The 24,737-nt window shown below is 52.5% G+C and carries 25 protein-coding genes; 10 read left to right on the top strand and 15 right to left on the bottom strand.

Annotated elements, in window-relative coordinates; genetic code table 11:
• Window positions 1-166: 166 nt before the first annotated feature.
• Window positions 167-631 (top strand): GNAT family N-acetyltransferase, encoded by a 465-nt coding sequence (locus tag ACH6EH_RS04705; protein WP_233281036.1) that lies wholly within the window; start codon window positions 167-169, stop codon window positions 629-631.
• Window positions 632-634: 3 nt separating this feature from the next.
• On the opposite strand, the gene ACH6EH_RS04700 is transcribed toward ACH6EH_RS04705, so the two are convergent.
• The 5 genes from ACH6EH_RS04700 to ACH6EH_RS04680 form a co-directional block, all read right to left on the bottom strand.
• The gene (locus ACH6EH_RS04700) at window positions 635-1,018 is read right to left on the bottom strand and encodes a hypothetical protein (protein ID WP_138226726.1); all 384 of its coding nucleotides are present in this window, start codon (window positions 1,016-1,018) and stop codon (window positions 635-637) included.
• Between the two features lie 149 nt (window positions 1,019-1,167).
• Complete coding sequence (gene rplT / locus ACH6EH_RS04695) at window positions 1,168-1,527, bottom strand: 50S ribosomal protein L20 (RefSeq protein WP_138226727.1); 360 nt, start codon at window positions 1,525-1,527, stop codon at window positions 1,168-1,170.
• Between the two features lie 30 nt (window positions 1,528-1,557).
• A complete protein-coding gene (rpmI, locus tag ACH6EH_RS04690) occupies window positions 1,558-1,758 on the bottom strand; it encodes a 50S ribosomal protein L35 (protein WP_106766633.1) in 201 nt (66 codons plus the stop codon).
• Window positions 1,759-1,785: 27 nt separating this feature from the next.
• Window positions 1,786-2,280, bottom strand: a complete 495-nt coding sequence (gene infC, locus ACH6EH_RS04685) for a translation initiation factor IF-3 (RefSeq protein WP_397331324.1) — start codon at window positions 2,278-2,280, stop codon at window positions 1,786-1,788.
• A 284-nt stretch (window positions 2,281-2,564) separates the two neighbouring features.
• The gene (locus ACH6EH_RS04680) at window positions 2,565-3,803 is read right to left on the bottom strand and encodes a glycosyltransferase family 2 protein (RefSeq protein ID WP_138226729.1); all 1,239 of its coding nucleotides are present in this window, start codon (window positions 3,801-3,803) and stop codon (window positions 2,565-2,567) included.
• Window positions 3,804-4,447: 644 nt separating this feature from the next.
• Between ACH6EH_RS04680 and ACH6EH_RS04675 the strand changes: the two genes are divergently transcribed.
• Window positions 4,448-5,575 carry an MGDG synthase family glycosyltransferase gene (locus ACH6EH_RS04675; protein WP_397331323.1) on the top strand — a complete coding sequence of 376 codons (1,128 nt, stop codon included), beginning with the start codon at window positions 4,448-4,450 and terminating at the stop codon, window positions 5,573-5,575.
• Window positions 5,576-5,646: 71 nt separating this feature from the next.
• Here ACH6EH_RS04675 and trmB read toward each other — a convergent pair whose 3' ends face one another.
• Together trmB and ACH6EH_RS04665 are read right to left on the bottom strand one after the other, a co-directional pair.
• Window positions 5,647-6,360 (bottom strand): tRNA (guanosine(46)-N7)-methyltransferase TrmB, encoded by a 714-nt coding sequence (gene trmB, locus ACH6EH_RS04670; protein WP_397331322.1) that lies wholly within the window; start codon window positions 6,358-6,360, stop codon window positions 5,647-5,649.
• A gap of 187 nt (window positions 6,361-6,547) precedes the next feature.
• A complete protein-coding gene (locus ACH6EH_RS04665; protein WP_138226732.1) occupies window positions 6,548-6,736 on the bottom strand; it encodes a hypothetical protein in 189 nt (62 codons plus the stop codon).
• A 226-nt stretch (window positions 6,737-6,962) separates the two neighbouring features.
• Between ACH6EH_RS04665 and mnmL the strand changes: the two genes are divergently transcribed.
• From mnmL to ACH6EH_RS04645, 4 genes are all read left to right on the top strand, one after another.
• Window positions 6,963-7,919, top strand: a complete 957-nt coding sequence (mnmL, locus tag ACH6EH_RS04660) for a tRNA modification radical SAM protein MnmL/YtqA (protein ID WP_397331321.1) — start codon at window positions 6,963-6,965, stop codon at window positions 7,917-7,919.
• The gene (gene mnmM / locus ACH6EH_RS04655) at window positions 7,919-8,509 is read left to right on the top strand and encodes a tRNA 5-(aminomethyl)-2-thiouridylate-methyltransferase MnmM (protein WP_397331320.1); all 591 of its coding nucleotides are present in this window, start codon (window positions 7,919-7,921) and stop codon (window positions 8,507-8,509) included. Before mnmL ends, mnmM begins: the two co-directional genes overlap by 1 nt.
• A gap of 43 nt (window positions 8,510-8,552) precedes the next feature.
• Window positions 8,553-9,521, top strand: coding sequence for a type I phosphomannose isomerase catalytic subunit (locus tag ACH6EH_RS04650; RefSeq protein WP_208203031.1), 969 nt, complete (start codon window positions 8,553-8,555; stop codon window positions 9,519-9,521).
• Between the two features lie 75 nt (window positions 9,522-9,596).
• The gene (locus ACH6EH_RS04645) at window positions 9,597-10,556 is read left to right on the top strand and encodes an alpha/beta fold hydrolase (protein WP_397331548.1); all 960 of its coding nucleotides are present in this window, start codon (window positions 9,597-9,599) and stop codon (window positions 10,554-10,556) included.
• Window positions 10,557-10,627: 71 nt separating this feature from the next.
• Here the strand turns inward: ACH6EH_RS04645 and ACH6EH_RS04640 are convergent, their stop codons facing one another.
• Complete coding sequence (locus ACH6EH_RS04640; RefSeq protein WP_397331319.1) at window positions 10,628-12,451, bottom strand: B12-binding domain-containing radical SAM protein; 1,824 nt, start codon at window positions 12,449-12,451, stop codon at window positions 10,628-10,630.
• 21 nt (window positions 12,452-12,472) lie between these two features.
• The gene (gene recQ, locus ACH6EH_RS04635; RefSeq protein WP_397331547.1) at window positions 12,473-14,317 is read right to left on the bottom strand and encodes a DNA helicase RecQ; all 1,845 of its coding nucleotides are present in this window, start codon (window positions 14,315-14,317) and stop codon (window positions 12,473-12,475) included.
• Window positions 14,318-14,622: 305 nt separating this feature from the next.
• Here recQ and speD point away from each other — a divergent pair, with 305 nt between their 5' ends.
• Window positions 14,623-15,435: an adenosylmethionine decarboxylase gene (gene speD, locus ACH6EH_RS04630; protein ID WP_138226738.1), complete on the top strand. Its 813-nt coding sequence runs from the start codon at window positions 14,623-14,625 to the stop codon at window positions 15,433-15,435.
• A gap of 223 nt (window positions 15,436-15,658) precedes the next feature.
• The gene (locus ACH6EH_RS04625) at window positions 15,659-16,660 is read left to right on the top strand and encodes a DL-endopeptidase inhibitor IseA family protein (protein ID WP_397331318.1); all 1,002 of its coding nucleotides are present in this window, start codon (window positions 15,659-15,661) and stop codon (window positions 16,658-16,660) included.
• Between the two features lie 79 nt (window positions 16,661-16,739).
• Here ACH6EH_RS04625 and ACH6EH_RS04620 read toward each other — a convergent pair whose 3' ends face one another.
• The 4 genes from ACH6EH_RS04620 to ACH6EH_RS04605 form a co-directional block, all read right to left on the bottom strand.
• Entirely contained in the window at window positions 16,740-16,907 is a 168-nt protein-coding gene (locus ACH6EH_RS04620; RefSeq protein WP_175415334.1) for a hypothetical protein, read from the bottom strand.
• A gap of 91 nt (window positions 16,908-16,998) precedes the next feature.
• Entirely contained in the window at window positions 16,999-17,925 is a 927-nt protein-coding gene (locus tag ACH6EH_RS04615) for an AEC family transporter (protein WP_397331546.1), read from the bottom strand.
• Window positions 17,926-17,950: 25 nt separating this feature from the next.
• Window positions 17,951-19,906, bottom strand: a complete 1,956-nt coding sequence (locus ACH6EH_RS04610) for a DUF2207 domain-containing protein (protein ID WP_397331317.1) — start codon at window positions 19,904-19,906, stop codon at window positions 17,951-17,953.
• A gap of 89 nt (window positions 19,907-19,995) precedes the next feature.
• Window positions 19,996-20,496: a GNAT family N-acetyltransferase gene (locus tag ACH6EH_RS04605; protein WP_138226740.1), complete on the bottom strand. Its 501-nt coding sequence runs from the start codon at window positions 20,494-20,496 to the stop codon at window positions 19,996-19,998.
• A 147-nt stretch (window positions 20,497-20,643) separates the two neighbouring features.
• Between ACH6EH_RS04605 and ACH6EH_RS04600 the strand changes: the two genes are divergently transcribed.
• Window positions 20,644-21,732 (top strand): M24 family metallopeptidase, encoded by a 1,089-nt coding sequence (locus ACH6EH_RS04600; protein WP_397331316.1) that lies wholly within the window; start codon window positions 20,644-20,646, stop codon window positions 21,730-21,732.
• Between the two features lie 106 nt (window positions 21,733-21,838).
• Here ACH6EH_RS04600 and ACH6EH_RS04595 read toward each other — a convergent pair whose 3' ends face one another.
• Both ACH6EH_RS04595 and ACH6EH_RS04590 read right to left on the bottom strand, forming a co-directional pair.
• The gene (locus tag ACH6EH_RS04595) at window positions 21,839-23,233 is read right to left on the bottom strand and encodes an L-cystine transporter (RefSeq protein WP_397331315.1); all 1,395 of its coding nucleotides are present in this window, start codon (window positions 23,231-23,233) and stop codon (window positions 21,839-21,841) included.
• A 110-nt stretch (window positions 23,234-23,343) separates the two neighbouring features.
• The gene (locus tag ACH6EH_RS04590; protein ID WP_397331314.1) at window positions 23,344-24,087 is read right to left on the bottom strand and encodes a hypothetical protein; all 744 of its coding nucleotides are present in this window, start codon (window positions 24,085-24,087) and stop codon (window positions 23,344-23,346) included.
• Window positions 24,088-24,179: 92 nt separating this feature from the next.
• Here ACH6EH_RS04590 and ACH6EH_RS04585 point away from each other — a divergent pair, with 92 nt between their 5' ends.
• Window positions 24,180-24,722, top strand: coding sequence for a dihydrofolate reductase family protein (locus ACH6EH_RS04585; protein ID WP_397331313.1), 543 nt, complete (start codon window positions 24,180-24,182; stop codon window positions 24,720-24,722).
• Window positions 24,723-24,737 lie beyond the last annotated feature (15 nt).

Raw genomic sequence — 24,737 nt, 5'->3', positions numbered from 1 at the left:
AGAAACATTATATGATTCATTGAATCCAGAAGTCAACTGTTTTATTTTACGTTCAGCGTCAGCTTTTTTATTCGTGCCATTTACATCAACGGCATCACGCTCCGTCAGGACTCCATTTCACCTGCTTCAGCCTTGCAGCATACAATAATGCAGCCCTTGAAAGTTCATGGAAGGGAGGCGTTCAGAGATCATCCGCTACCGTCATCCCGGCCTCGATGATCCTGCCATTGTCCAGCTGATCGAGACCCAGCTTGTTCCCCTGACCCACCTGAAGCCCAAGGAGGTAGAGGTCATCCGCAAGGATATGCCGGCCCGGCTGCGCCGCGGGGTAACCTTCGTAGCCTGCAGGGACTCAGGCGAGGCTCCGGTTGGCTTCATTCACTTCATGCTGCATGGGGAGCTGATGTATATTGATATGCTGGCCGTGGCTCCTGCGGCCCAGAGAAGACGCTTTGGAGCCGCCCTCATGGAGCAGGCTGAAGGCTTCGCCCGCTCCAGGGGCTGCAGGCTTGCCAAGGTTATGGTGGATGCCGGCAACCGCAAAGGGCTCCGGTTCTACCACAAGCTCGGCTACCAGATTATTCGTACCCACAGCACCAGCCACTGCTATGAGCTGGAGAAGACGTGGTGAAGCCTACCAGAAGAACCCTCCGTACGGCGGGTATCCTCCGTAACCCGGCCCGGCTCCCGGGCCGTACCCGTATCCTCCTGCGCCATAGCCGCTGCCATAGCCACCATATCCTCCGCCATAGCCACCGCCATAACCGCCTTTATATCCGCCTCCATAGCCGTATTGACCATAAGCAAACGGCGCTGTCCCGATCGCTAGCAGATCAAACAGCACGAGCGGAGCAATCGCTTTGATCCTGGCCTCTTTGCCTCTCCCGGCTTCAAGATAAAGCCGGTCTCCCGAAATTCTGACAAGCTTGCCCTTTACCACTGTGCCATCCTTTTTATATGCCACAATGGTCTTACCTACATACCGCTTCGCCTCTTTCTTGCTGACAGGCTTCTGCATGAAATCCCTCCTCGGGTAATATAGATCCAGTCTATGTCCCCTGTACCGATTTCGCTTGTTTCATCGCCCTCTGCCAGCAACATAGGCAAAGCATAAATAAGAGAACCGCTCCATACCGGAGCGGTTCTCTTATTTAACAAAAGCTATAATTAAGCATTTACCTTTTCTTTGGCAACTGTAGCCAGAGAGTTAAATGCATTCAGATCATTTACAGCCAGATCAGCCAGCATTTTGCGGTTGATGTTCACACCTGCAAGCTTCAGGCCATGCATCATTTTGCTGTAGGACAGACCATTTTGACGTGCAGCCGCATTGATACGAACGATCCACAGCTTGCGGAAGTTACGCTTCGTCTGACGACGGTCACGATATGCATACAGCATGGATTTCATAACTTGTTCTTTAGCTGTTTTGAAAATGCGGTGTTTGGAACCGAAATAACCCTTTGCAAGCTTCAATACTTTTTTATGTCTGCGACGAACCACAAAGCCGCCTTTAACTCGTGCCATATTTAAGAACCTCCCAATATATGTTGTTTACTATTTCAGGTTGGACAGACCTTGCTTTAGACGCTTTACATCCCCAGGTGCCATAACCGGGCTTGTTCCAAGAACACGCTTCGCACGCTTGGACTTGTGGGACAGCAGGTGGTTTTTGTAAGCCTTATAACGCTTTACTTTACCAGTACCAGTGATTTTGAAGCGGCCTTTCAGGCTGCTGTGTGTTTTCATTTTAGGCATTGTACTTCTTCCTCCTCTAAATGTCTCTTAGGCTTTAGGAGCCAAGATCATAATCATGCTGCGGCCTTCCAGCTTCGGCTGGCGCTCGATCACGCTGAGCTCGGCCACTTCCGTCTTCACGCGCTCCAGAATCTTCTGGCCAATATTGGCATGCGTGATTTCACGGCCGCGGAAACGAACGGAACATTTCACTTTGTCGCCGTCCTTCAAGAATTTCACCACATTGCGAAGCTTCGTTTGGTAGTCATGCTCCTCAATGTTTGCACGGAACCAGACTTCCTTGATATCGACAATCTTCTGGTTCTTGCGCGCTTCCTTCTCTTTCTTCTGCTGCTCATAACGGAATTTACCATAGTCCATGATGCGGCAGACCGGCGGTTTCGCCTGAGGGGCTACGTTGACCAAATCAAGATTGAGGTCGATTGCCATCTGCAGCGCTTCCCGAATCGGCTTGATTCCGATCTGTTCACCTTCCGCGCCAACCAAACGTACTTCCCTCGCCCGAATTTCGTCGTTGATCATATGTTCCTTACTAATCGTTCTCCACCTCCGATTTATTGTTCGTGAGAATACTAAGGATCAGAAGACTTAAAAAAATAAAGGGATGCCGGTCAATCGCCGGCATCCCGTGTGATACACAATCTTAACATGAACGTAAATGTTCGTTAGGGTTCGTGATCATACCAGCCGACAGGAGTCGATCAGGTGAGAAGCGGCGCTTCTGCTTGCAATCAGTATTCTGTTCAAGACACCCAATGAGTGTATCACAGAGAACATAACCCTGTCAACCTCTTTCAATACTGAGCTTACCCCTGCTTGCTCTGCACTTCCTCCAGACGAACTACCCGGGTGTGCTGAGTATGGCTCCACTGCTTGTTGTTCTGCGTGAAGAACGCATACACCGTGATTGGATACCACGACAGCAGATACACCGGGAAGAGCACCAGATAAGCATATACCTTCTTGAAGGTAACCTTCTCCAGAATCATAGCCGTCAGGAAGGTGAGCACATTCGCCGCGATTGCGGTAAAGCTCAGCCACACTGGAAGCTGTCCATACAGATTCGCGATGTTCGGACCGTCGAAAAAGGCTGCATCTGCCCAAAGCACGGCCGTCAGAATAAAGGTGAGCAGTACAATATATACGTTCGCTCCATAGAGCGCCAGATCCAGCTTCACAATGCTGCGTTCCTTAAGTGCGCGCCACAGCAGCGGGAAGAAATATCTTCTTGCTACGGTGAAATGACCTTGCATCCATCTCAGGCGCTGTCTGGCAGAAGCCTTAAATGTGAGCGGCTTCTCGTCAAACACCTTGGCATGATAGTTGAACTTCGGATGAATGCCCCGCATCACGCTGCGCATCGTAAACTCCAGGTCCTCTACCAGGCTCGTTGCACCCCAGCCGATTTCCTTCAGCAGGTTGGTTTCGAAGCACATGCCCGTGCCGCCCAGGAAATTCGCCATATTCAGATTATGGCGGGAATTTTGCCACAGACGGTTAATATACCAGTATGATACTCCGTAAGCGGCAGTGATCCAGGAATCCTCCGGATTCTTGGTATCAATGTAGCCTTGAATGACCTTCGCGCCGGAGCACAGATCGTCATTCATTTCCTTCAGAAAATCTGGATGAGCCAGATTGTCGGCATCAAACATGACAACGGCGTCAAACTGCCGCGGCATAGCCCACAATTCCTTCAGCATCCACTCAATCGCATACCCTTTGCCGCGCAGGTTCTGGTTCGTACGTACGCAAGCATGCATGCCGTGCTCTCGGACGATGTCTGCGGTACGGTCTGTGCAGTTATCGCAAATGACGAATACCTCGTAGAGCTCCCTCGGATAATTTAACTGCTTCAGGTTCTCCATCAGTGCACCGACGACCTGCTCCTCGTTATGAGCGGCCACCAGGACGGCGAACGATTTTCTTGGTTCAAAATGCTTCTTTTTCTTTTTGGTGTACATCCCAAATATAGAGAATACAAACTGGTACACACCAATCGCAGCCAGCAAGACCTGCAGTGCGATAAAAATGGCGTCTGTCATGATTCCCCGCTACCCCCTTTTTTCTACCCTGAGAATGTTTTTTTCTCTCTGATGATTGTAAAGCTGCATGACCCTTTGTGGTGCCGGAGAAGCTGACGTAAAAAGCTTGGGTTCTTTGTAATGTATCAAGCTTTGCACGTCATTTCGATTTTCCATCCTTTACGTGCGTTTGTCAAAAGCGCCAGAAGCTCTAATTCGTGAGATTTTCTGTTAAAAAGAGCTTTCCCGCCGAGCTTCATGCCAGCAGGCTCTTCCTCAGCACGCTTTAATTTCTATTTTCATCCGTTTTCATGCTTTTTATTTCATGCCGCGTTCATTTTTTTCCTGAACTTGTTGTCCGCCCCATTTCTATAACGCTAAAAAGACCCAAAAGGTTTGCGTTCATGTTCAGGTTTTAATAACCTGTCTTGCCATCTTTTGAATCACGCAGCTCTAATTGTAGCGTTCCTTTCAGGGGCAGTCAAAAGGCCTTAGACCCTTCTTGGCAGGTAAGCTTTGGGAACGGCAGACCTATGAACCCGGGACTGCACCCTGTCACCTATAGCGTCAATCAGGCAGCGCGCATAGCAGCTTTGGTTTGCTTTCCTCAACAGAACACATTATGTTAGGATTACAAAAATTGCTTCAGGAACAGGTGACGAAACGTGGCACAAAAAAGAGTTCTGCTATTGTCCGAGGGCTTTGGCGCCGGCCATACCCAGGCTGCTCATGCGCTTGCAAGCAGCCTGCGCCAATGCGCACCGGACGTTCAAACTAAGGTGCTGGAGCTCGGCAGCTTCTTGAATCCGAAGATGGCTCCGCTCATCATTTCAGCATACCGCAAAACCTTGATTTCAAAGCCTCGCGTGATCGGATATATGTACCGTCATCAGAAATCCTTCAACCGCTTTACGTCTCTCGCGCTGCACCGGATTTTTTATACGAGCACCCAGGACGTCGTGCAGCAGCTGAACCCGGATCTGATCGTCTGCACACACTTCATTCCCAATGCCGTCATTGCCAGGCTCAAGCGCCTGGGCGCCCGCGTCCCGCTGTGCACCGTGATTACGGATTACGATGCCCATGATACGTGGATCAGCCCGGAGGTAGACCGATACTTTGTCTCTACACCGGAGGTCAAGCGAAAGCTGCGGAGCAGAGGCGTGTCCCGGGCCAAAATTCAGGTTACAGGCATTCCCGTCCATCCGGACTTCTGGAAACGCCATAGCAAAGATGAAATTCGCCGGGAGTTCGGGCTGTCCGACCTCCCGGCGATCCTGGTTATGGGAGGCGGATGGGGGATGATGAAGGATCAGGTGGTCCATGAATATCTGGCCCGCTGGAAGGATCAGGTCCAGATCATCTTCTGCTTCGGCAGCAATGAGGAGGCACGCCGCGAAATGGAGGCACAGGACCGCTACTGTCATCCTCATATCCATATCCTTGGCTTTACCAAGGAAGTGGACCGGCTGATGGAGGTGTCTGATCTGCTCATTACGAAGCCCGGCGGCATGACATGCACGGAGGGGCTGGCCAAAGGCATTCCCATGCTGTTTCATCACCCGCTGCCGGGTCAGGAGGAGGAGAATTTTCAGTACTTTACGGCACAGGGCCTGGGAGAGCCCATTGATTCTCTGGAGGTGCTGGGACGCTGGATGCACCGTTTAGTGGAGCATTACGACGACGTCGTGCGGGAACGGCAGAAGAACCTTGCCAATACCGAGAAATATTTTCCGAAGCAAAGCGCACTCAGCATCTTGGAAATGCTTCAGGAGCAGCCTGTCCAGCACTGAGACAGGCTGTTCCCATAAAATAAAAAGAGACTCCCCACCACGTATGGTGAGCAAGCCTCTCTCCGCTTAGACTAGACTCCGTATTTCGAAAGACGCTGCTTCCCGTAACGCTCCAGCGCTTCCTGTCCTACGATCGCCTCACAGCGATGAATGTTCATGCCCTGCGAGTAGAACTTCGACTCATACTCCGTCATGACAAACTCCTCGTTCGGCCCTTCCGCATGCAAATTCAGCGAAATGTTGGTCATTTGCAGTCCGTAATCGGCAAATGCATTCAGCGAAAATTCGAAAAGGCTGACCGAATCCGTCTTGAAGTGGATCTCTCCGCGCTCATTCAGAATCCGGACATATTTATCCAGGAATCTTGGATGCGTCAAGCGGCGGCGGCCATGCTTCTTCTTGGGCCACGGATCACTAAAGTTCAAATAAATCCGCTCCAACTCGCCTTCCTCAAACACATCCTCAACGTTCTCAATATTCATCAGCGCCAGCTGCAGATTAGGAGGAGACTCTACCTCTTCCTCCGCCCACGCGAGGCGTCCTTTCTCACTGGCACGGCGAATAAGCTCATCATACATATCCACGCCAATGAAATTAATCTCCTGATTGCGGTAGCTCATCTGACTGATAAACTGACCCTTACCCATCCCGAATTCGACATGAATCGGCCGATCATTGCCGAATAGCGACGACCATTTTCCTTTATATTCCTTGGGATTCAGAACAACAATATCCTGTTGCTCCTCCAGACTTTCCCGGATCCCTTTTCGTCCCCGTAAACGCATAATATACCTCCGACCCTATTGCTATAAAATTACGAACCTTGTGATATTGTGCCGAACTTGACCTCAAAAGTAAAGAGCTGCCTCCAACTTTGGGACAAAAAGAAAGAGGACCCCTCTCTCTTTGCAGAGAAAAAGGCTCCTCCCTCAATATATTTGGAATTGGGGTTCCGCGAATGTCAGTCTGTGGTTAATGTGACGGATGAGAAGGGGCAAATTCAAAGGTTTTCTCAAATGCATCCCTGATCTTGCGCTGGGCGCTTGATTTGACCTTCGGGTTACCGTTAAACTCCACACCGGTCAGGGCTAGTGCTTCCTCCGGAGTTAGTTCCACAGAGATTTTGTCCTTGCTGGTACTGCTGGTTGACGATGAATTCATTCTAATCACCTCTTCTGTAGATGTAGATCAGTATATCCACCAAACTCTACACTTATGAGATAATCCTGAAGAAAAAATTTCACGTCCTGCTAATATTATACCCATGATTCAAGCTGCTGAAACTTTGTCGTACAGTACTCTTTCTAAAATATATCAAATGGCAAATGAAATGATCAAGTGACAACTATTTGTTACAATGGGTACGATCATATATAAAGGAGATCCTATGCTGACATCCACTCATGAAGCTCCCCTGCTGTGGGGCGACAAACGATTTCATACCTGGAATGCGGAAATGCGGGAGGTGTTCCAGGAAAAAGTGTTCAAGGTGACACTGGACGCCGGCTTTACCTGCCCGAATCGTGACGGCACGATCGCCAAGGGCGGCTGCACGTTCTGCAGCGCAAGAGGCTCCGGTGACTTCGCTGGCAGCCGCCGTGATGACCTGGTGACACAATTCAACACCATCCGCGATCGGCAGCACCAGAAATGGCCGCACGCCAAGTATATCGGCTATTTCCAGGCCTATACGAATACTTACGCTCCCGTAGAAGAGCTGCGAGTGTATTTCGAAACCATTCTAAAGCAGCCGGGTGTCGTCGGGCTGTCGATTGCTACACGGCCGGATTGTCTGCCGGATGATGTCGTGGAATACCTCGCTGAGCTGAACGAGCTTACCTATCTATGGGTAGAAATGGGTCTGCAGACGATACATGAATCCACCTCCCAGCTGATCAATCGCGCCCACGATACACAATGTTATTATGAGGCCGTAGAAAAGCTGCGCAGGCACAATATCCGGATCTGCTCCCATATTATTTACGGCCTGCCACAGGAGGATCATGAGATGATGCTGTCCACTGGCCGCGCGGTTGCAGGGATGGACGTTCAGGGCATCAAAATCCACCTGCTGCATCTGATGCGCAAGACCCCTATGGTCAAGCAGTATGAGGCGGGATTGCTCCGTTTTCTGGAGCAGGATGAATATATCGGGCTTATTGCAGACACACTGGAATTTCTTCCGCCGGAGATGATTGTCCACCGGCTGACCGGCGATGCTCCCCGCGACCTGCTGATCGGTCCCATGTGGAGCAGACGCAAATGGGAAGTTCTAAACGGCATTGATGCCGAGCTGAAGCGCCGCAATACGTGGCAGGGCAAGCTATGGAAGGAGCTGGGCTGATGGGATTTCTATCGGTGCTGAGCTTTGCGCACAAACTGGTAACCGATCGCCTCTCTGCCGGGGGAATCGCCGTGGACGGCACCGCCGGAACAGGCGCAGATACCCTTTTTCTTGCGGAGAAGGCTGGAAGCAGGGGCAAGGTCTATGCGCTGGATATCCAGGAGCAGGCGCTGCAATTAACCCGGGCACGCCTGGAGCGAGCGGCTTCAAAGAAACTTGCCGAGGTGGAGCTTGTGCTGGGCAGCCACCATGCCATGCTGGAGCTGCTGCCTCCCTCCTGCCGCGGCAAGGTGTCTGCGATCATGTTCAACCTGGGCTATTTGCCGGCAGAGGGGGCTGACAAGGCATTAATCACCTCACCTTCAAGCACACTGCCCGCGCTGGAGGCGGGCCTTGAGCTGCTGGCGCCAGGCGGCATCATGACCATTGTCCTCTATCCCGGCCATGAAGGCGGCAGAGAGGAAGCTGCTGCTGTAGAGACCTGGTGCGCCGGCATTCCACAGCTTACCGCGCAGTGTATTTTGTACCGCGGGCTGCAGCGGGATGATGCGCCTTATCTTATTGCACTGGAACGAAAAAAGCCGTTATGATAGATTGAATCCAAAAAACACGTGAAAGGCAGATGATTACATCATGACAAAACCATACCCGCTATTATTTCAGCCCGAATTCAAGGAACGCGTCTGGGGCGGACGTGCCCTGGAGCAGTTCGGCCTTAACCTTCCGGAAGGACAGATCGGCGAAGGCTGGATGATCGCCGATCATCCCAACGGCACTACGACGGTTGCGAACGGCGAGCTCGCCGGAACCGGACTGGACCAGATCCGGGAACAAATGGGCCGGGAATGGTTCGGAAATAAAGGCTTCTCTGAGAAGAACGGCCGTTTCCCCCTGCTGATCAAGCTGCTGGACTGCAACGATGATTTGTCCGTTCAGGTACACCCTACAGATGATTATGCAGGACTGCCTCAAGGAGAGCTCGGTAAGACTGAAATGTGGTATGTGCTTGACGCCAAGCCCGATGCCAAGATCATCTACGGCTTGAAGGAAGGCGTGAAGCGCGAGGATTTAAAGACGGCTCTGGAGAACGGCACCGTCATGGATTCTCTGCAGGAGGTCCCTGTTAAGGCGGGTGACACCTTCTACATCCCTGCCGGTACCGTTCATGCTCTTTGTGCGGGTGTTGTCGTTGCTGAAATCCAGCAAAACTCCGACACAACGTACCGGATTTATGATTATAACCGTCCAGGCCTCGACGGCAAGCCGCGGGAGCTGCATGTGGAGGATTCCCTGAATGTAACTGCTTATGAAGGCTCCGGTGCGACAACAATGAGCACAGACCAGGCAGTACCGGGTCAGTGGCTTCAGCTGGCTGCCTCTCCTTATTTTGTCGTGGAGAAGGGCATCGTGGAAGGAGAATGGAGTCTCGGCACTACCCAAGACAGCTTTACGATTCTCGTAACCTGTGAAGGGGAAGGCACCCTGACATGGGAAGGCGGCTCCCAGAAGTTCACTTCCGGCCAATGCTTCCTGCTTCCAGCGAATCTGGGATCCTACTCTCTTGAAGGCCATGCAGTGGTGCTCCGCTCTTATCTGCCTTAAGCCATTTCATGATGTCATCCGATTCATAACCGCTTTGCTTCAAACCAGGACAACGCATGTGGAGGTGGCTGAGTGATGCAGCACGAAAGCTTCACCATGCTGAACGATGCCGGCATGGACATTTTCGTACAACAGTGGACCCCGCCGGCCGGAGTCCCTGTCAAGGCTGTGCTTCAAATTGCCCATGGTATGTGCGAGACCAGCGACCGTTATGCTGATCTCGCCGCTCTGTTGAGCTCAAACGGCTATGCGGTGTATGCCAATGACCACCGCGGCCATGGCCGCACTGCGGGTCAGATCGATCGGTTAGGTGATGCCGGGGAGAACGGCTTCAACGGCATGATCGCCGATCTGCTGCTGCTGCAGGGCATCATTCGGAAGCAATATGGGGAGCTTCCGCTCTTTATGCTGGGCCACAGTATGGGGTCCTTTCTTGTCCAAAAAATCATGTGTACCGAAGGAAATACCTATGACGGCTACCTTCTATCAGGCTCGAACGGCCCCCGCAGTCTTCTGTCATTCGGGCAGACCCTTGCCGCACTGCAACTTCGGCTTCAGGGACAAATGCACCGCAGCCTGCTCCTGAACACGATCGTGTTCGGACCCTACAGCAAAGGCCTCGGCCCCATCCGAACCGCCTTTGACTGGCTCTCTCGGGATGAAGAAGAGGTACGTCGATATGTTGAGGACCCGTACTGCGGCCAGATCTGCTCTACCCGCTTCTTCAAGGAGTTCTTCACACTGCTGCGTGAGATTCACCAGCCGAAGCTGCTGAAGGGGCTTGTGAAGAACAGGCCGATTTATATTTTCTCCGGGGAGGACGATCCTGTCGGAATGCGGGGCAAGGGAGTACGGAACCTGATCCAGATGTATCGGGAGCGCGGGGTACAGCAGCTGGAATACCGCTTGTATCCCGGCGGCAGGCATGAAATGCTGCATGAGACCAATCGGCGGGAGGTCGAAGGAGATATGCTCCACTGGCTGGACAGCCATGTGAAGTCGGAAGAGCCTTTGAACCCCGCCCCTCTGATGTAACCTAAAAAACGTCCGGAAGCCACTCTTGAGTGATTTCCGGACGTTTTGGGTTCTGTGATGCTTTAGATTTCTTACCCTTCCAGCTTGGCGGTAAAATACCGGGGCTTCCCGTCCGGCGTGTGCTGCTGATACAGCACAACCAGCAGCGTGGCCTGAGAAGAATGATCCCTGCTGAAGGCCGCGGAAGCAGCATTCCCTGACCCGCCTGCTGCACCCAGCACTTCTGCTTCTGCCAGGCTGCGCTTTGCCAGCACTTCTTCCAGGTCGAAAGGCAGCACCTCGATCATCGCATGCTTCTGCAGCTCCCGCTCTCCGATTCCCAATTGTGCGAAGTCGCCAGTAAAGTCCTGAGCCCGCTCGACAGCCTTTTTGACCAATGCAGTCCATTCGTCTTTATTCTGCGTAAAGTCCCACCAGATTTTGCGCGGCTTATATTTATGACCCAGGAAATAATCGAGCTTCATCAGTCCCTGAATGACATCCATTTGCGGCGTGCCCCGCTCCAGCAGGAAGGCGTTCAGCCGAGTGAACAAATCCTCCAGCTGATGACCGATCTTCTGCCAGCCCTGCCCCTCCCAGTAGTCTCCAAAGGCCTGGAAGAAGTCGAAGGGGGACGGGAAGCTGTGGCTCATTAGATAGTTTAAGGTATGGTCCATCCGGTGGGCATTCCAATACTTCTCCAGCACGTCCTCCAGCCGCTTCAGACGGACAATATCGGTGAAGGGCATCACATCGCTGCTCAGCATCTCATACGGCGCATGGTCCATGTACGTGTAATTGTATTTGGCTGCATCAATTCGCAGCCCTGTACCGCGAAGCATTTTCAGGAAGCCGAGCTGCAGCTCCTCCGGCCCCAATGCGAATACGTCATTAAACGTTTTGCGGAACGTATCGTAATCCTCCAGCGGCAGGCCGGCAATGAGATCCAGATGCTGGTCAATCTTGCCGCTTTCTTTGATTTTGGTTACCGTGCGGGTCAGCTTGGAGAAGTTCTGTCTGCGCTTCACCAGCTCATTCGTCGGGTCATTCGTGGACTGTACCCCGATCTCGAAGCGGAAGATTCCCGGCGGTGCATGCTCGGCCAAATAATCCAGCACCTCCGGCCGCATAATATCAGCAGTAATCTCAAATTGAAACACACAGCCCTGATGATTCTCAATCAGAAACGCGAACATATCCAGTGCATAGTCCCGCTTGATGTTAAAGGTCCGATCCACAAATTTGATGAGCTTGGCCCCTTGGTCAATCAGATACAGAATGTCCGCCTTGGTCCGCTCAATATCATAGTAGCGCACGCCCACCTCAATACTGGACAGGCAGAACTGGCAGTTAAAGGGACAGCCCCGGCTTGTCTCGAAATAGACGACACGGTTTGCCAGATGCGGAATATCCTCTTGAAACCGGTGCGGCGAGGGTAAATCCTTGAGCTCCGCCTTCGGGCGCGGAGGATTGATGACCGTCTCACTCCCCTTGCGGTATGCAATCCCGTACACGAAATGATACTTCTGATCTCCCTCGATCGTCTTCAGCAGATGGTGCAGCGTCTCTTCCCCTTCGCCCATGACGATAAAATCAACGTTGACGAGCCGCTCCATCCAATACCCGGTATCGTAGGACACCTCCGGACCGCCGAGGACGATGGTCACCTCCGGCATTACTTTTTTGAGAATATCAATAACCTTGATCGTCTCTTCAATATTCCAGATATAGCAGGAGAAGCCCACCACTGCCGGCCGTCGCTGAAACAGATCGGAGACGATATTCATCACCGGATCCTTGATCGTATACTCTGCCAGCTCAATGTCAAAGTCATGCTCGCTGTACGCCTTCAGGCAGCGAATCGCCAGGGAGGTATGGATGTATTTTGCGTTTAATGTAGACAGGATGACTTTCATGCTTCACGACCTAACTCTAATTTAGTATTCATCCGAACCTCCGTCTGCCCCCTGGCTTTGAAAAAACTGCAGGAATGGCAGGCCGTATTTCCGGTATTTCACTTCTCCGACCCCTTTGACCTGGAGCATATCCTGCTCCGTCTGGGGACAAATCACGCTCATCTCGCGCAGCGTAGCATCATTAAAAATAATATAAGAGGGAACATGCTCCCGACTCGCCAGCTCCCGCCGGATCAGCCGCAGCTGCTCGAACACCGTCTCGTTCACAGCAGACGGAGAGGTATCCCTCGCGCTCCGGCGCTGGGAGACGGCCTTGGATGGCCGCGGCACCCGCTGCGTAACCTCGCGCTGTCCGCGCAGCACCTCGGCGGCAAGGCTCTGCAGCCTCACGACCGGATACTGGCCTTCAGAGAGGGCCAGATAGCCTTCCGAGATCAGTACATTGATACTTTCGGCAATCTCCTTCTCTGTCCGGCCATTCATAACGCCGTAGGTAGGCAGGCGGTCAAAGCCGTACTCCAGCAGCTTTTTGGCACGGGAGCCCTTCAGCACGGAGGCAATCATCGACACCCCGAAGCGCTCGCGCATCCTGTGGATACAAGAAAAAATCTTCTGCGCATCCACCGTAATATCAACAAGCTCGCGATCATCCGTGCAGGAGCTGCACGTGCCGCAGCGCTCGTCGCCGTGCTCTTCTCCGAAGTAATCCAGCATCGCGCTGCGCAGGCAGCGGGTCGTATAGCAATAATCGATCATCTGCTGCAGCTTGCGGTATTCATTATGCTTGCGCTCCCCATCCTGGGGATTTTGCTCGATCAGAAACTTTTGGGTCATAATGTCCTGGGCGCTAAACAGCAGGATGCACTGGCTCGGCTCGCCGTCCCGGCCCGCGCGGCCTGCCTCTTGAATGTAGGACTCCATGTTCTTGGGCATATTGTAGTGAATGACATAGCGGACGTTAGATTTATCAATCCCCATGCCGAATGCATTCGTAGCGACAATCACGCGAATGTCGTCATACAGAAAAGCTTCCTGGCTCGACGCCCGCTCGTCATCGCTCATCCCTGCATGATACCGTCCTGCGGCCAAGCCTTTCAGCTGAAGCCGCTGACATAGATCATCGACCTCTTTGCGGGTTGCGGCATATACAATGCCCGACTCATGAGCATGCGAGGCCGCATAATCCAGCACGAACTCCTTCTTGCTCTCACCGCGGAGAACGGACATATGCAGGTTGTCCCGACCAAGCCCGGTAACGAATACCTGCGGAGTCTGAAGCTGCAGCAGTCGCTGAATGTCCTCCATGACCTCCGGCGTCGCGGTCGCGGTAAATGCGGCGACAATGGGACGTCTTGGCAGTCCCCGCACGAACGGTGCCACAGACAAATAGCTTGTCCGGAAATCATGTCCCCATTGAGATACACAGTGAGCTTCGTCCACCGCTACACAGGAGATGTCCAGGCTCCCCATTTCCTCGCGGAACCAGTCCAGCTCCAGACGCTCCGGAGCTACATAGAGCAGCTTCAGCTCTCTTGCCTTGGCTGCACGGATCCGGTCGTTAACCTCACGGCCGCTCAGTGTGCTATTGATATATGCTGCAGCAATGCCAGCGCTTTGCAGCGCATCCACCTGATCCTTCATCAGGGAAATGAGCGGCGATACCACGAGAGTCAGGCCCTGATAAATAAGCGCCGGAATCTGATAGCAAATGGACTTGCCGCCTCCGGTCGGCATAATGCCGAGCGTGTCACTGCCTTCCAGCAGGCTGGCGACAATCTTCTTCTGGCCTTCACGAAAATCAGGATACCCGTAATATTTCTGCAGATACTCCTTCGCTGTATGAAATTCAATAGATTGTTTATGGATCAATGATAAAACTCCTTCTGTTCACCTTTAAGCCCCTAGGGGGACATCCTCTCTTGCTGCGTGATCACGGATGCTCCGGGCTTTACAGCGCTCCCTATTCCTCTCTAATTTTACCGGGCTTTGGCAGGATGGGCAACCACGAAGGAGCACAGCTTTTCCGCCTGTGATCCCGGATCATGTTCAGAACGGTTAAAAACGTCTTCGAAACGGGTAAAACAAAGGCATAGTCTGTCTGCCCAAAGGATTAAGAACCGGAGTTCCTGGAAAACCTACCTTACAAACTCGATGTTAAAGGGGAAAATGCTATGAAACCTGTTTCCGATGAACGTATTACGCTGCACGGGTTTAACAACCTGACGAAATCACTGAGCTTTAACATGTACGATATTTGCTATACGAAGACGAAGGAAGAACGCGAGGCATATATTGAATATATTGACGAGCAGTACAATGCTGACCGCTTGACCAAAATCCTGACCCACGTCTCTGATATTATCGGCGCCCATGTGCTGAATGTCGCCAAGCAGGATTATGTGCCGCAGGGTGCGAGCGTAACGGTCCTCGTGTCCGAGGGTCCGATTGTAGAGGTGCCGAACGAATCCTATGAGGAATCACCGGGACCGCTGCCCGACAATGTCGTTCTTCAGCTGGACAAAAGCCATATTACGGTGCACACCTACCCGGAGTATCATCCGCATGAAGGAATCAGCACGTTCCGGGCAGATATCGACGTGTCCACTTGTGGAGAAATATCTCCGCTAAAAGCACTGAACTATTTGATTCATTCCTTTGACACGGACATTATGACCATTGATTACCGCATTCGCGGCTTTACGCGCGATATTAACGGCCAGAAGCTGTTCATCGACCATGATATCAGCTCCATCCAGAATTACATTCCCGACGAGGCCCAGGAATTATACGATATGATTGACGTCAATGTGTATCAGGAAAATATTTTCCATACCAAATGCAAGCTGAAGCAGTTTGATCTGGACAACTATTTGTTCGGCTACACGAAGGACAAGCTCTCCCGCAAGGAGCAGGAAGCCATTACCGAGCGGCTGAAGCTGGAGATGGATGAAATCTATTACGCCAAAAATATCGAGCGTTCCTAGCTGGAGAGTTCGTGAACATACACCAAACAGCGCCTTTGCTCTAAAGCAAGGGCGCTGTTTGTTTACCGGAACCAGATACGTATGCTAACAACGAAAATCAACAGTTTTATTTTTTTGAAACCTTGTAACTTTACGCTTGGTATCTCGTTAGATAGAAGTGATAAGCGCAGACTGCAGCTGTGCTTGAAGATGCTAACCCGTCCATTTAAAGGAGTGTATGTTTATGTCCAGAAAAACAACCAGCACAATCATGACCGCAGCCATCACAGCCTGTCTTCTCGTCACCGGAGCAGCCTATGCAGCCGATCAACCCGCTGCAGCCAAGAACCAGCAAGCCAGCAAGTCCGCAGCTTCCGATGTGAAGGCTCCGCAAGCTGGCCTGCTGCTAACTCATCCTGTCCAGGCTGCGGAGCTGTATGCCTTTGGACTTCAGAAGCGTAATGCTCACATTCAGTATGCCTCATTCACAGATTCATTGAAAAAGAAAATGGCAAACACCTTTGAAAAACTGAAATGGGTTACCGGCAGCTCCAGCTCATGGATCACAAGCTGGGAGATCACCCGTGAGACAAAGCTCAGCAGCACCAAGCACTCTGTTGAGCTGAAGCTGAATACCGCAACGCTATCTGGTCCCTCCACCCCTGCAACACTTAAGATTACTGTGGTAAAAGCAGGCAGCAGCTGGCTTGTTGATGCCGTCTCATTAAGCGGAGAGCTCACACGCAGCGGGCTAGCGCAAGCTCCGGCCAGCCGTGGAGCAGACCTTGGCATTCAGGATGCCCAGACTCTTGCAGCTAAAGCAGCCTCAGCTTATTGGTATATGACCTCCGGAGGGAAGCTAATCGGGACTGTCGAGGAATTCTCAATCCCTGGAATTGGTAATTACTATCGTTGGATGGGCAAGGATCTCGATACCATAGCCGAGCTGAATGCATTCCTTGTACAGGTATTTACGCCGGAGCAATCAAAGTCATTTATCGACGGTCAGCTGAAGGCTGGAGCCCTTGTCGAAATTAACGGCAGACTGGCTCAGCCTAACGCCGATGGCGGTAGCCGGCTGATGTGGTCGAAAGCAAAAGCCACGCTTCTTAAGGACGGAAAAACTGACAAAGTGTTCAGCTTCTCGGTTCCTGTCGGCGAAAAAGAGACCGAAACCGTCGTGATCGCCTTTACCCTTACCGCTCAAGGATGGAAAGTGAATGAAGCAATCGGCACAATCAGGTAGCTGCAGCATGTCCCCAGACAGCAAAAAAGACCGGGAGGCCCGGTCTTTTTTGCTGTCTGTATGTTGTGAAGTCATAATGTTAAAACATTGGAAACACGTAATTGATCAAGAAGTATAACAGCCCGAAGAAAATAATAAGGTAGGCAGCATATTTAATAAACGTGGAAGCTACCATACTGTTATCGTTTCGTTCTTCAACATTACGGGTTTCGACTTCAACATTTTCATGACGCTGGCGGGAATCCATCTTCTATTCCTCCCTTTTCTCCTGGTCAGCCAGGATCTGGTTTGCAGCTGCTTGCTTATTCTTACACATTATGCAGGCGCTTGAACCATTCCTACCCCATGACGCCAATCAGCACGGGCAGCAGGATAAAGGAGGACAGCGTCGTCCACAGGATGCACCGCGATACGAGCTTCGGGGCCGCGTCATACTGCTCCGCCAGAATTACCGCGTTTACAGCCGCAGGCATGGAAGAGAGGATGAGCAGCACGGCAAACAGCGTACGGTCCACCGGCAGCAGAAGCAGGAGCCCCCAGGCCGTTAAAGGCCCGATGATCATCCGCATTGCCATGCCGGACCAGAACCCAGCGGGTGTGACAAGGGCTGTTTCCTTGCCTTCTTTTACCCCCATCATCTGTGCACCCAGAATGACCAAAGCTAACGGCGCATAGGCCGCAGACAGCATAGACACCCCGGTATCCAGCGCCTCCGGCAGCACGGTTCCGCTCATCCGGAGCAGCACCGCACACACCGCTGCATAAATCGAAGGAAGCGTGAAGACCGATTGAAACGCCTTCGCTGCGGAGAAATGGGAACGTGCGGCAACAAATACCCCAAAGGTGTTCACAATAATAATCTGGATAATAACATAAACCGAGGCCTTATCCAGTCCCAGCTGACCGAAGGCCAGCTGCACGAGGGGCAGTCCGTAATTGACACTGTTCGTGAACAGGGTCGTCAGCGCAAGGCCTGCCTGCTCCGGCTGGGACAGCTTCAGCAGCTTTCCGAGCAGGGAGCAGAGCAGCCATAGCACCACCACATTGGCGACGCAGAAGACGGCTGTCACTGCCACATCCGATGTCGTGATCTCGGCATGCAGCAGGGTGTCAAAGATCAGTGCTGGACTCATGATATAAAGCGACACTGCAGACAAGGGCTTGGTCGCCAAGCCCTTGTAATATCTCAGTAAAGCCCCTGCCACCACCGGCAGGGAGATCGGAAGAAACACATGATATAGCGTAGTTAAGAATGATGTCAGCATGCTGCAATATAACTCCTCAAATTCATTAATCCGCTCCTGTTCCCGCGCTTCCGCCATCAGAGCTGCTGGCTGCATGAGTGCTATGAGCTCCCGTAGCTGCTGAAGAGGCCGTTAGAGGCATCAGATGGCTCTGTGTATACAGACATGCTGACAAGGCAGCATGCTCATCCAAGTCCCGGTGGGTGCCTGCAAGCTGCTGATCAAGCTCGGCCTGCTTCCTAAGCCACCCTCCGGCATCCAGCAGCACAGCCATTTCCCATACAAATTTCCGGTTAGGCCCTTCTTCCTGAAGCGGCCCTGCCTCTGCATCCAGCTGCGCCTTCCAGCGAAGCAGGAGATAATACATCTCCAGTCCCTGCTTGCTTAAGCTTTTCTTTGGCATACTGAGCAGCCCCGCGGCGGTGCCCAGCACCACCATAGCATGATACGCAGCCAGTCCGCCATACATAACCTGATAGCCGCCAAGCATGCTCAATCCCAGAAAGAGCAGCATAACCCATTTCGGCTGTGGCGAACGCAGAGCCCATAGCCCTGCAACGCCAAGCACTAAGATAGTCCACAGCAGTGAAGAATATGGAGCCGCATCGAAATACTTCATCAGAATTACGATTGTGAAGTGCACCGCGACCGCAGCGATGAGCGCCACCCTGTACATGCTCGATGGGGCTGCGAACCGGTGGTATGCCTCCATGGAGGCAAGCTGGCTGCTCCATTCCTTCACCTTGCGCTGAGTAAGCTTCCATAAAGCAGCATAACGCTTGTTTGCCAGCTCATTGCGGCTGTGCTTCTCTGTGGAAGTCGGGCCCGTGATAGACTCAAGATAAAATATCCTCCGCCCTTCCTGCTCTGTAAACAGCCAGTCAATCAGGAGCACATCTTCTTCACTGAGCGCCGGCAAGTCCGGGATCAGCTCGAATTGCAGCATGACCTTCGGTGCATAAGGATCGCTTGCCAGCCTTGGCGAGGCCTGGACCTCCGAAATGTGAAGCATGCCGCGCTGGTGCAGTGAGAACAGGCCGGAGATGAAATCCCGTTCCTGCAGCCGGCCCCTGCGGTAAATATAGGCTACCTGCTTGGGATCCAGGGTCCACACCAGTGACAGGTCCTTCCGCTGCGCTGCTCTTCGGGCCGCCACCTTCTGCGGCGCCAGCCACAGCAGCATAACGCCCCCCCAGACCGCAGCGCCCAATCCCAGCAGCACCCACCGCAGTCCTTCGAACCGCTGTTCCCGCTCGATTCTTCGTTTCATCTGCTCCTGCTCGGCCGCTAGCGTAGCACGGAGAGACAGGCTCTGCTTGGCAAAAGGCGCATCAACTACCACCTCCTGCGGAAACAGCACACGCAGCCGCGCATTGCCGATTTCCGACAAGGTGTCATAGTGTATTCTTACAAAGGCTCCGGAATGGGGATTTTTTTGCATGACTCCGCCCCTGGTTCGGTCCTTGATGAAGGTGTGTACATCCACCCCCGTAAACCGGTCCGGCAAAAAAACATCAATATTGACCTGGTTCAGCTCCTGGTCATTCTGCTCAAAAAAGCTCCAATCGAGGTCTGCAGCCTGCTTGGTACGTTTCACCACCTGACTAATCCGATAACGGTAAAAGTAATGCCTGGTTTCGTCTTCGGACGGGCTGGACGCGTAGAAGAAGCCACTCTCCTCATCATACCCTGAGTCAAGAAGGGGCAGCTCATCCAAGGGTAGCGAGCTTCTTTCATGCGACTCCAGCTCATACGCCTCAAAGAACTCGACCTGACTGCGCTCCTTGACCGCTAAATGGCGGGTAACCCTGTTGTAAGAACCGTTAAAACGATAGGTGTGCATTTCCTCCACATACAAATCCCCGTCCGGCATCACGTAAGCATAAACGTCGCTTTGCTCCATGGAATACGACCGCTCGTGATCACAAGCCGTGGTGAACAAAGCCAGGAGCAGCAGCGCTGCACTGAGCATATACCGGTATATCCGCCGGCTTATCATCATGTCATGGGTCCTCCTCCTTGTCCCAAAGTCAAAAAACCGTCCGTGGCATGCGACATTTCGGGACGGTCTTTTGGCAAAGAGAAGCTGCTCTATACTTTACGTCCGACAATCACGAGGTCGCGCTTGATACCATCCAGCTCTGCAACACCCGGAAGCAGTCCCCATTGCTCAAAACCGAACTTGCGGAGCAGGCCCAGGCTAGGGTCATTATGCCCGAATACAAAGCCGACCAGATTGCTCACCTCAAGACGCGGGCATTCCTCCAGCGCCTTCTCAATTAAGCGGCTGCCCGCCCCGCTCCCGCGGTAATCCTCATGTACATAAATACTTACCTCTACCGTTGCATTATAAGCTGGCCGGCCGTAGAAGGACTGAAAGCTCATCCATGCCGCAACCCGGCTGCCGTCCTTCATGACCCAAAGCGGACGGTGCGCCGGATCATGCTCCTCAAACCAGCTCAGCCGGCTCTCGGCTGTCACTGGATTAAGATCCGCCGTGACCATCCGGCCGGCGATCGTTGAATTATAGATGTCGACGATGGCCGGCAAATCGGCCTTGGCCGCAAACTCAATCGTGAATAAAGATGCCATTGAATAATTCCCCCGTTAATATGAGCTCACAACATATTTATTTTAACGGAGGTGGATTAAAAATGCTTTATTTTTTTATGAGAATGGTATGATAAAATGCAAGCTATTGAAGGATATAAACCCTATTTTCAGGAGAAGGAGACTTCTATGAATCCAAAATTAAAGGATATCATTTCCACAATGGAGCAGCACGGGTGGGATACCGTGCTCCTTACAGATCCTAAACATATCTATTATTTGACAGGTTATGCCAGTGATCCCCATGAGCGATTCCTCGGACTTGTTCTGCAGCAGTCGTGCGAGCCGTTCCTGCTTCTTCCTGCACTGGACGCGGATGTCGCCGCTGCGGCCTCAGGGGGGATCTGCATTCTGACACATCGCGATACCGATCAGCCGTATGACATTTTGAAGAGCCGGCTTCAGTCGCCGGTCGGCGTCTTGGCACTGGAGAAATCACATATGACGCTCAGCCGCTTTGAGCAGCTGCAGGAGACGCTCTCAGCGCATCATTATGCCGATATCGGTCCGCTGCTTCAGGACATGAGAGCCGTCAAGTCGCCGCACGAGATCAGCACCATGAAAGAAGCAGTCCGCATCGTTGAGCAGGTGCTTACTGAGGGATTAAGATCTGTACGCCCGGGGGTCCGGGAGATGGAGCTTGTTGCGGAGCTGGAATATCTCATGAAGAAATCCGGCGCCCAGGCTCCCTCCTTCGACACCATGGTGCTTACCGGCAGTCATACCGCCCTCCCGCACGGCGTTCCGGGAATGCGTGAGATTCAAGAAGGCGATCTGCTGATGTTTGATTTGGGTGTGTATTACGGCGGCTATGCCTCCGACATTACCCGAACCTTCGCCGTTGGCCACCTTTCGGCAGAGGCACGTCACATCTACGATACCGTTCTCGCCGCCAACCTTTCTGCTATTGCTGCTGTAAAGCCAGGTGTTTCTTACGGCTCTATTGATCAGGCCGCACGGTCACTCATTGAGCAAGCCGGATACGGAGAAGCATTTCTTCACCGCCTCGGTCATGGCCTGGGTCTGGATGTGCATGAGGCGCCTTTCATCCACGGCCTGAACAACGATCTGCTGCAGCCGGGCGCTGTGTTCACGATTGAGCCGGGCGTTTATATCCCAGGGATCGGCGGTGTCCGCATTGAAGACGATGTATGGGTCACCGAGCAGGGAGTTGAAATTCTAACGACTTTTCCCAAAGAGCTGACCGTGCTCGGTTAAGGCCACTGCACAAATAGCGCGCAGGATTGATACAGGCACATCCTCTCTCTTGAAGAAAGGTGAGACTGTAACCATCCTTGCGCGCTATTTTGCTAGATCTATAGGTTTATGCCTGCATGACGTCGATTTCCTGATTCCGCTCCTGATACACCTTCTCATCGACCTGATTCAGCGCTTTGCCGGTAATCATCCCGGCGGTCATGGAGCCGTTTACGTTCAGTGCTGTACGTCCCATATCAATCAGAGGCTCTACAGAGATCAACAGACCTGCCAGTGCGACCGGCAGATTCATCGTAGACAGAACGATCAGGGAAGCAAAGGTCGCTCCGCCTCCGATGCCCGCCACACCGAAGGAGCTGATCATAACCACGACGACAAGCGTCAGCAGGAAGGTCCAGTCCAGCGGATCGATGCCCTGGGTCGGCGCAATCATAACCGCGAGCATAGCGGGATAAATTCCGGCACAGCCGTTTTGCCCCATCGTTGCTCCAAATGAAGCCGACAGGTTGGCGACACCTTCCGAAACGCCCAGCTTCTTGTTCTGGGTCTGCACGTTTAACGGAATGGTTGCTGCGCTGGAGCGGGAGGTAAATGCAAAGGTTAGCACGGGCAGCACCTTTCTCAAGTAAGTCACCGGATTAAAGCCGAACACCAGCAGGAGCAGCAGGTGGATAAGAAACATGACAAACAAGGCAACGTAGGAAGCCAGGACAAAGTCGATCAGGTCGAGAATGACCTGCAGATCCGTGCTGGCAATCGTCTTGGCCATGAGGGCCAGGATGCCGTAAGGGGTCAGGCGCAGCACCAGGGTGACGATCCGCATCACGATGCCGTACAGAGAGCGCACCAGCTTGCGGAACGTTTCCGCCTGCTCTGGCTGCTTCCGGTCCAGACCCAGTACAGCTATGCCGATAAAGGCCGAGAAGATGACGACAGCAATCGTTGAGGAGCGCCGTGCCCCGGTCATATCCGCGAATGGATTGGAAGGAACGAATTCCAGAATCTGCTCCGGCAGAGACTGATCCTGCACCGTGCCAAGCCGCTCCTCCAGAGCAGCACCCTGCTCCTGCTCCGCTGCACCGGCCTGGATATTCTCGGCAGAGAGATCGAACACATTCGCAGCGGTAATGCCGACCACAGCCGCTACACCGGTGGTCAGAATGAGAACCGCGATAATGGAGGCGCTCATTTTACCCAGGTTGCTGCCGCCCTTCAGGTTCATAATTGCCGATATAATCGACACCATAATGAGCGGAATAACCATCATTTGCAGCAGACGCACATAGCCGTAGCCGACCAGATTGAACCAGTCACTGGACTTTGAGATCGTATCCGAATCGGCGGTGTAAATAGCCTGCAGAATGACACCGAACGCAACGCCTAGCACTAATCCGGCAAACACCCTTTTGGTAAATGAATAGTGCTTCTTCTGCATCCAGAATAAAATACCGATCAGTATGGCAAGCGAAAGCACGTTTAAAAACACCCATAAGTTTTCCATGATATGGACTTCAGCCTCCTGTTTATGTATTTCAGCCTTAATATGGATTTTCGATCCCATTCTTATGTAAACATTACCCTATATATACGAATCGAATATAAAAAAATCCTCTATTCGGCTGTAGCCAAAATCAGTAGCAGCACGCTGTAAAAAATGGCCCCGAACACAAATGGAAGCACCCGGCTTTGCTGCTCCTTGGGCAGTTCCTCCTTAAGGACATTTAATAGAATGCCTCCAGCCAGAAATGCAAAAATGATCGAGACGACAGCCGTCTCCACCTGAATGACCGTCCCTGCCAGCCATCCTGTCAGCACCCCTGCAGTCAGAAACCAGCGTCCCGCCAGATCATAGCGGTGCTTATGCGCTGCCCGCAGCGAATGATCGTTGACCATAAAGTGAAGTGTCATGGCAATGGTAAACAGAAGCAGGCTGTAGAAGGAGTGTGAGGTGCGTTGAAGCAGCAAATAGCCAATCAGCACGTTGTATACGAAAAAGATACTCATATGAAACCAGAAGACGCCGACTCCCGGTGTCCCCTCGCCCCGTTGACTGCCAGAAGCTGATTCTGCACTGGCCTTGACCAGCCTCTCCATCACATAGAAGAACATCAGGCCAAGCATCGCCACGAGATACACATGATGCTCCAGAAACGCAAGACTCTGAGGCGTATGGTCTTGGATCACGTTCTGATGCTGCTGCAGTTCCGGGAGAATGTGGACGAACACATATGCAACCGACACGCCGCCAGCGGCCGAAAGCACCCAGCTCCGGGGGATGACACGAAGAAAGCTCAAATGTCCTGAAAAGATATGGGCACAGGCTATGACGCATGCCATAATTAAGGTTATACTCATCCTACCATCCTCCAGCTGAATACCAGATTTTTGTATACATAACCGGATGGCGGGGAGTCTAATCAAATGAAGTGAAGGATGGAGGGAACAGGATGAAGGAGGATCGTAAGGTCTCCGTATTTATCGCGCCCACCTTGGACGGGTACATTGCAGGAAAGGATGATTCCCTGGATTGGCTCTTTAAGGTAGAGGGGGAAGGAGACAATGGGTACAGCGAGTTCTATGACACTGTGGATACAATCCTTATGGGTAAACGGACGTTTGACTGGATTGTGAACCAGGGAGAAGCATTTCCCTACAAAGGAAAGGCCTGCTACGTATTTACCCGGTCAGAGACAGCAAGCCATGAGGATGTGACCTTTGTGAACGGCAGCCCGGGAGAGCTGATTCAGAAGCTGAAAAAGGAAGACGGCCAAAAAATCTGGGTCGTCGGCGGAGGCGAGCTGCTTCAAGCTCTGCTGTCCGAGCGGCTGGTGGATGAATTGTTCATTACGATTGCACCGGTGCTGCTGGGAGAAGGAATACCGCTCTTTAAAGGAGGCGGACCGCCGCAGGAGCTGCTCTTCAAGGGCTCCAGAAGCTTTAATCAATTTGTGGAGCTGCATTATGAGGTGAAATCATCACTCGGGAGATGAAAAAAAAAGACGGCA

It is taken from the genome of Paenibacillus sp. JSM ZJ436, from assembly GCF_044383795.1.
GTDB classification, from domain to species: domain Bacteria; phylum Bacillota; class Bacilli; order Paenibacillales; family Paenibacillaceae; genus Paenibacillus_AQ; species Paenibacillus_AQ algicola.
Note: the sequence above shows the minus strand (reverse complement) of the source record. Positions and strands in the feature narration are given on the sequence as shown.

Bases quoted from the DNA above. Each gene is read 5' to 3' on its own strand.
- ACH6EH_RS04705 (WP_233281036.1), top strand. From the start codon at position 167: ATGGAAGGGAGGCGTTCAGAGATCATCCGCTACCGTCATCCCGGCCTC.
- ACH6EH_RS04700 (WP_138226726.1), bottom strand. From the start codon at position 1,018: ATGCAGAAGCCTGTCAGCAAGAAAGAGGCGAAGCGGTATGTAGGTAAG.
- rplT (WP_138226727.1), bottom strand. From the start codon at position 1,527: ATGGCACGAGTTAAAGGCGGCTTTGTGGTTCGTCGCAGACATAAAAAA.
- rpmI (WP_106766633.1), bottom strand. From the start codon at position 1,758: ATGCCTAAAATGAAAACACACAGCAGCCTGAAAGGCCGCTTCAAAATC.
- infC (WP_397331324.1), bottom strand. From the start codon at position 2,280: ATGATCAACGACGAAATTCGGGCGAGGGAAGTACGTTTGGTTGGCGCG.
- ACH6EH_RS04680 (WP_138226729.1), bottom strand. From the start codon at position 3,803: ATGACAGACGCCATTTTTATCGCACTGCAGGTCTTGCTGGCTGCGATT.
- trmB (WP_397331322.1), bottom strand. From the start codon at position 6,360: ATGCGTTTACGGGGACGAAAAGGGATCCGGGAAAGTCTGGAGGAGCAA.
- ACH6EH_RS04665 (WP_138226732.1), bottom strand. From the start codon at position 6,736: ATGAATTCATCGTCAACCAGCAGTACCAGCAAGGACAAAATCTCTGTG.
- mnmL (WP_397331321.1), top strand. From the start codon at position 6,963: ATGCTGACATCCACTCATGAAGCTCCCCTGCTGTGGGGCGACAAACGA.
- mnmM (WP_397331320.1), top strand. From the start codon at position 7,919: ATGGGATTTCTATCGGTGCTGAGCTTTGCGCACAAACTGGTAACCGAT.
- ACH6EH_RS04650 (WP_208203031.1), top strand. From the start codon at position 8,553: ATGACAAAACCATACCCGCTATTATTTCAGCCCGAATTCAAGGAACGC.
- ACH6EH_RS04645 (WP_397331548.1), top strand. From the start codon at position 9,597: ATGCAGCACGAAAGCTTCACCATGCTGAACGATGCCGGCATGGACATT.
- ACH6EH_RS04640 (WP_397331319.1), bottom strand. From the start codon at position 12,451: ATGAAAGTCATCCTGTCTACATTAAACGCAAAATACATCCATACCTCC.
- speD (WP_138226738.1), top strand. From the start codon at position 14,623: ATGAAACCTGTTTCCGATGAACGTATTACGCTGCACGGGTTTAACAAC.
- ACH6EH_RS04625 (WP_397331318.1), top strand. From the start codon at position 15,659: ATGTCCAGAAAAACAACCAGCACAATCATGACCGCAGCCATCACAGCC.
- ACH6EH_RS04620 (WP_175415334.1), bottom strand. From the start codon at position 16,907: ATGGATTCCCGCCAGCGTCATGAAAATGTTGAAGTCGAAACCCGTAAT.
- ACH6EH_RS04615 (WP_397331546.1), bottom strand. From the start codon at position 17,925: ATGCTGACATCATTCTTAACTACGCTATATCATGTGTTTCTTCCGATC.
- ACH6EH_RS04610 (WP_397331317.1), bottom strand. From the start codon at position 19,906: ATGATGATAAGCCGGCGGATATACCGGTATATGCTCAGTGCAGCGCTG.
- ACH6EH_RS04605 (WP_138226740.1), bottom strand. From the start codon at position 20,496: ATGGCATCTTTATTCACGATTGAGTTTGCGGCCAAGGCCGATTTGCCG.
- ACH6EH_RS04600 (WP_397331316.1), top strand. From the start codon at position 20,644: ATGAATCCAAAATTAAAGGATATCATTTCCACAATGGAGCAGCACGGG.
- ACH6EH_RS04595 (WP_397331315.1), bottom strand. From the start codon at position 23,233: ATGGAAAACTTATGGGTGTTTTTAAACGTGCTTTCGCTTGCCATACTG.
- ACH6EH_RS04590 (WP_397331314.1), bottom strand. From the start codon at position 24,087: ATGAGTATAACCTTAATTATGGCATGCGTCATAGCCTGTGCCCATATC.
- ACH6EH_RS04585 (WP_397331313.1), top strand. From the start codon at position 24,180: ATGAAGGAGGATCGTAAGGTCTCCGTATTTATCGCGCCCACCTTGGAC.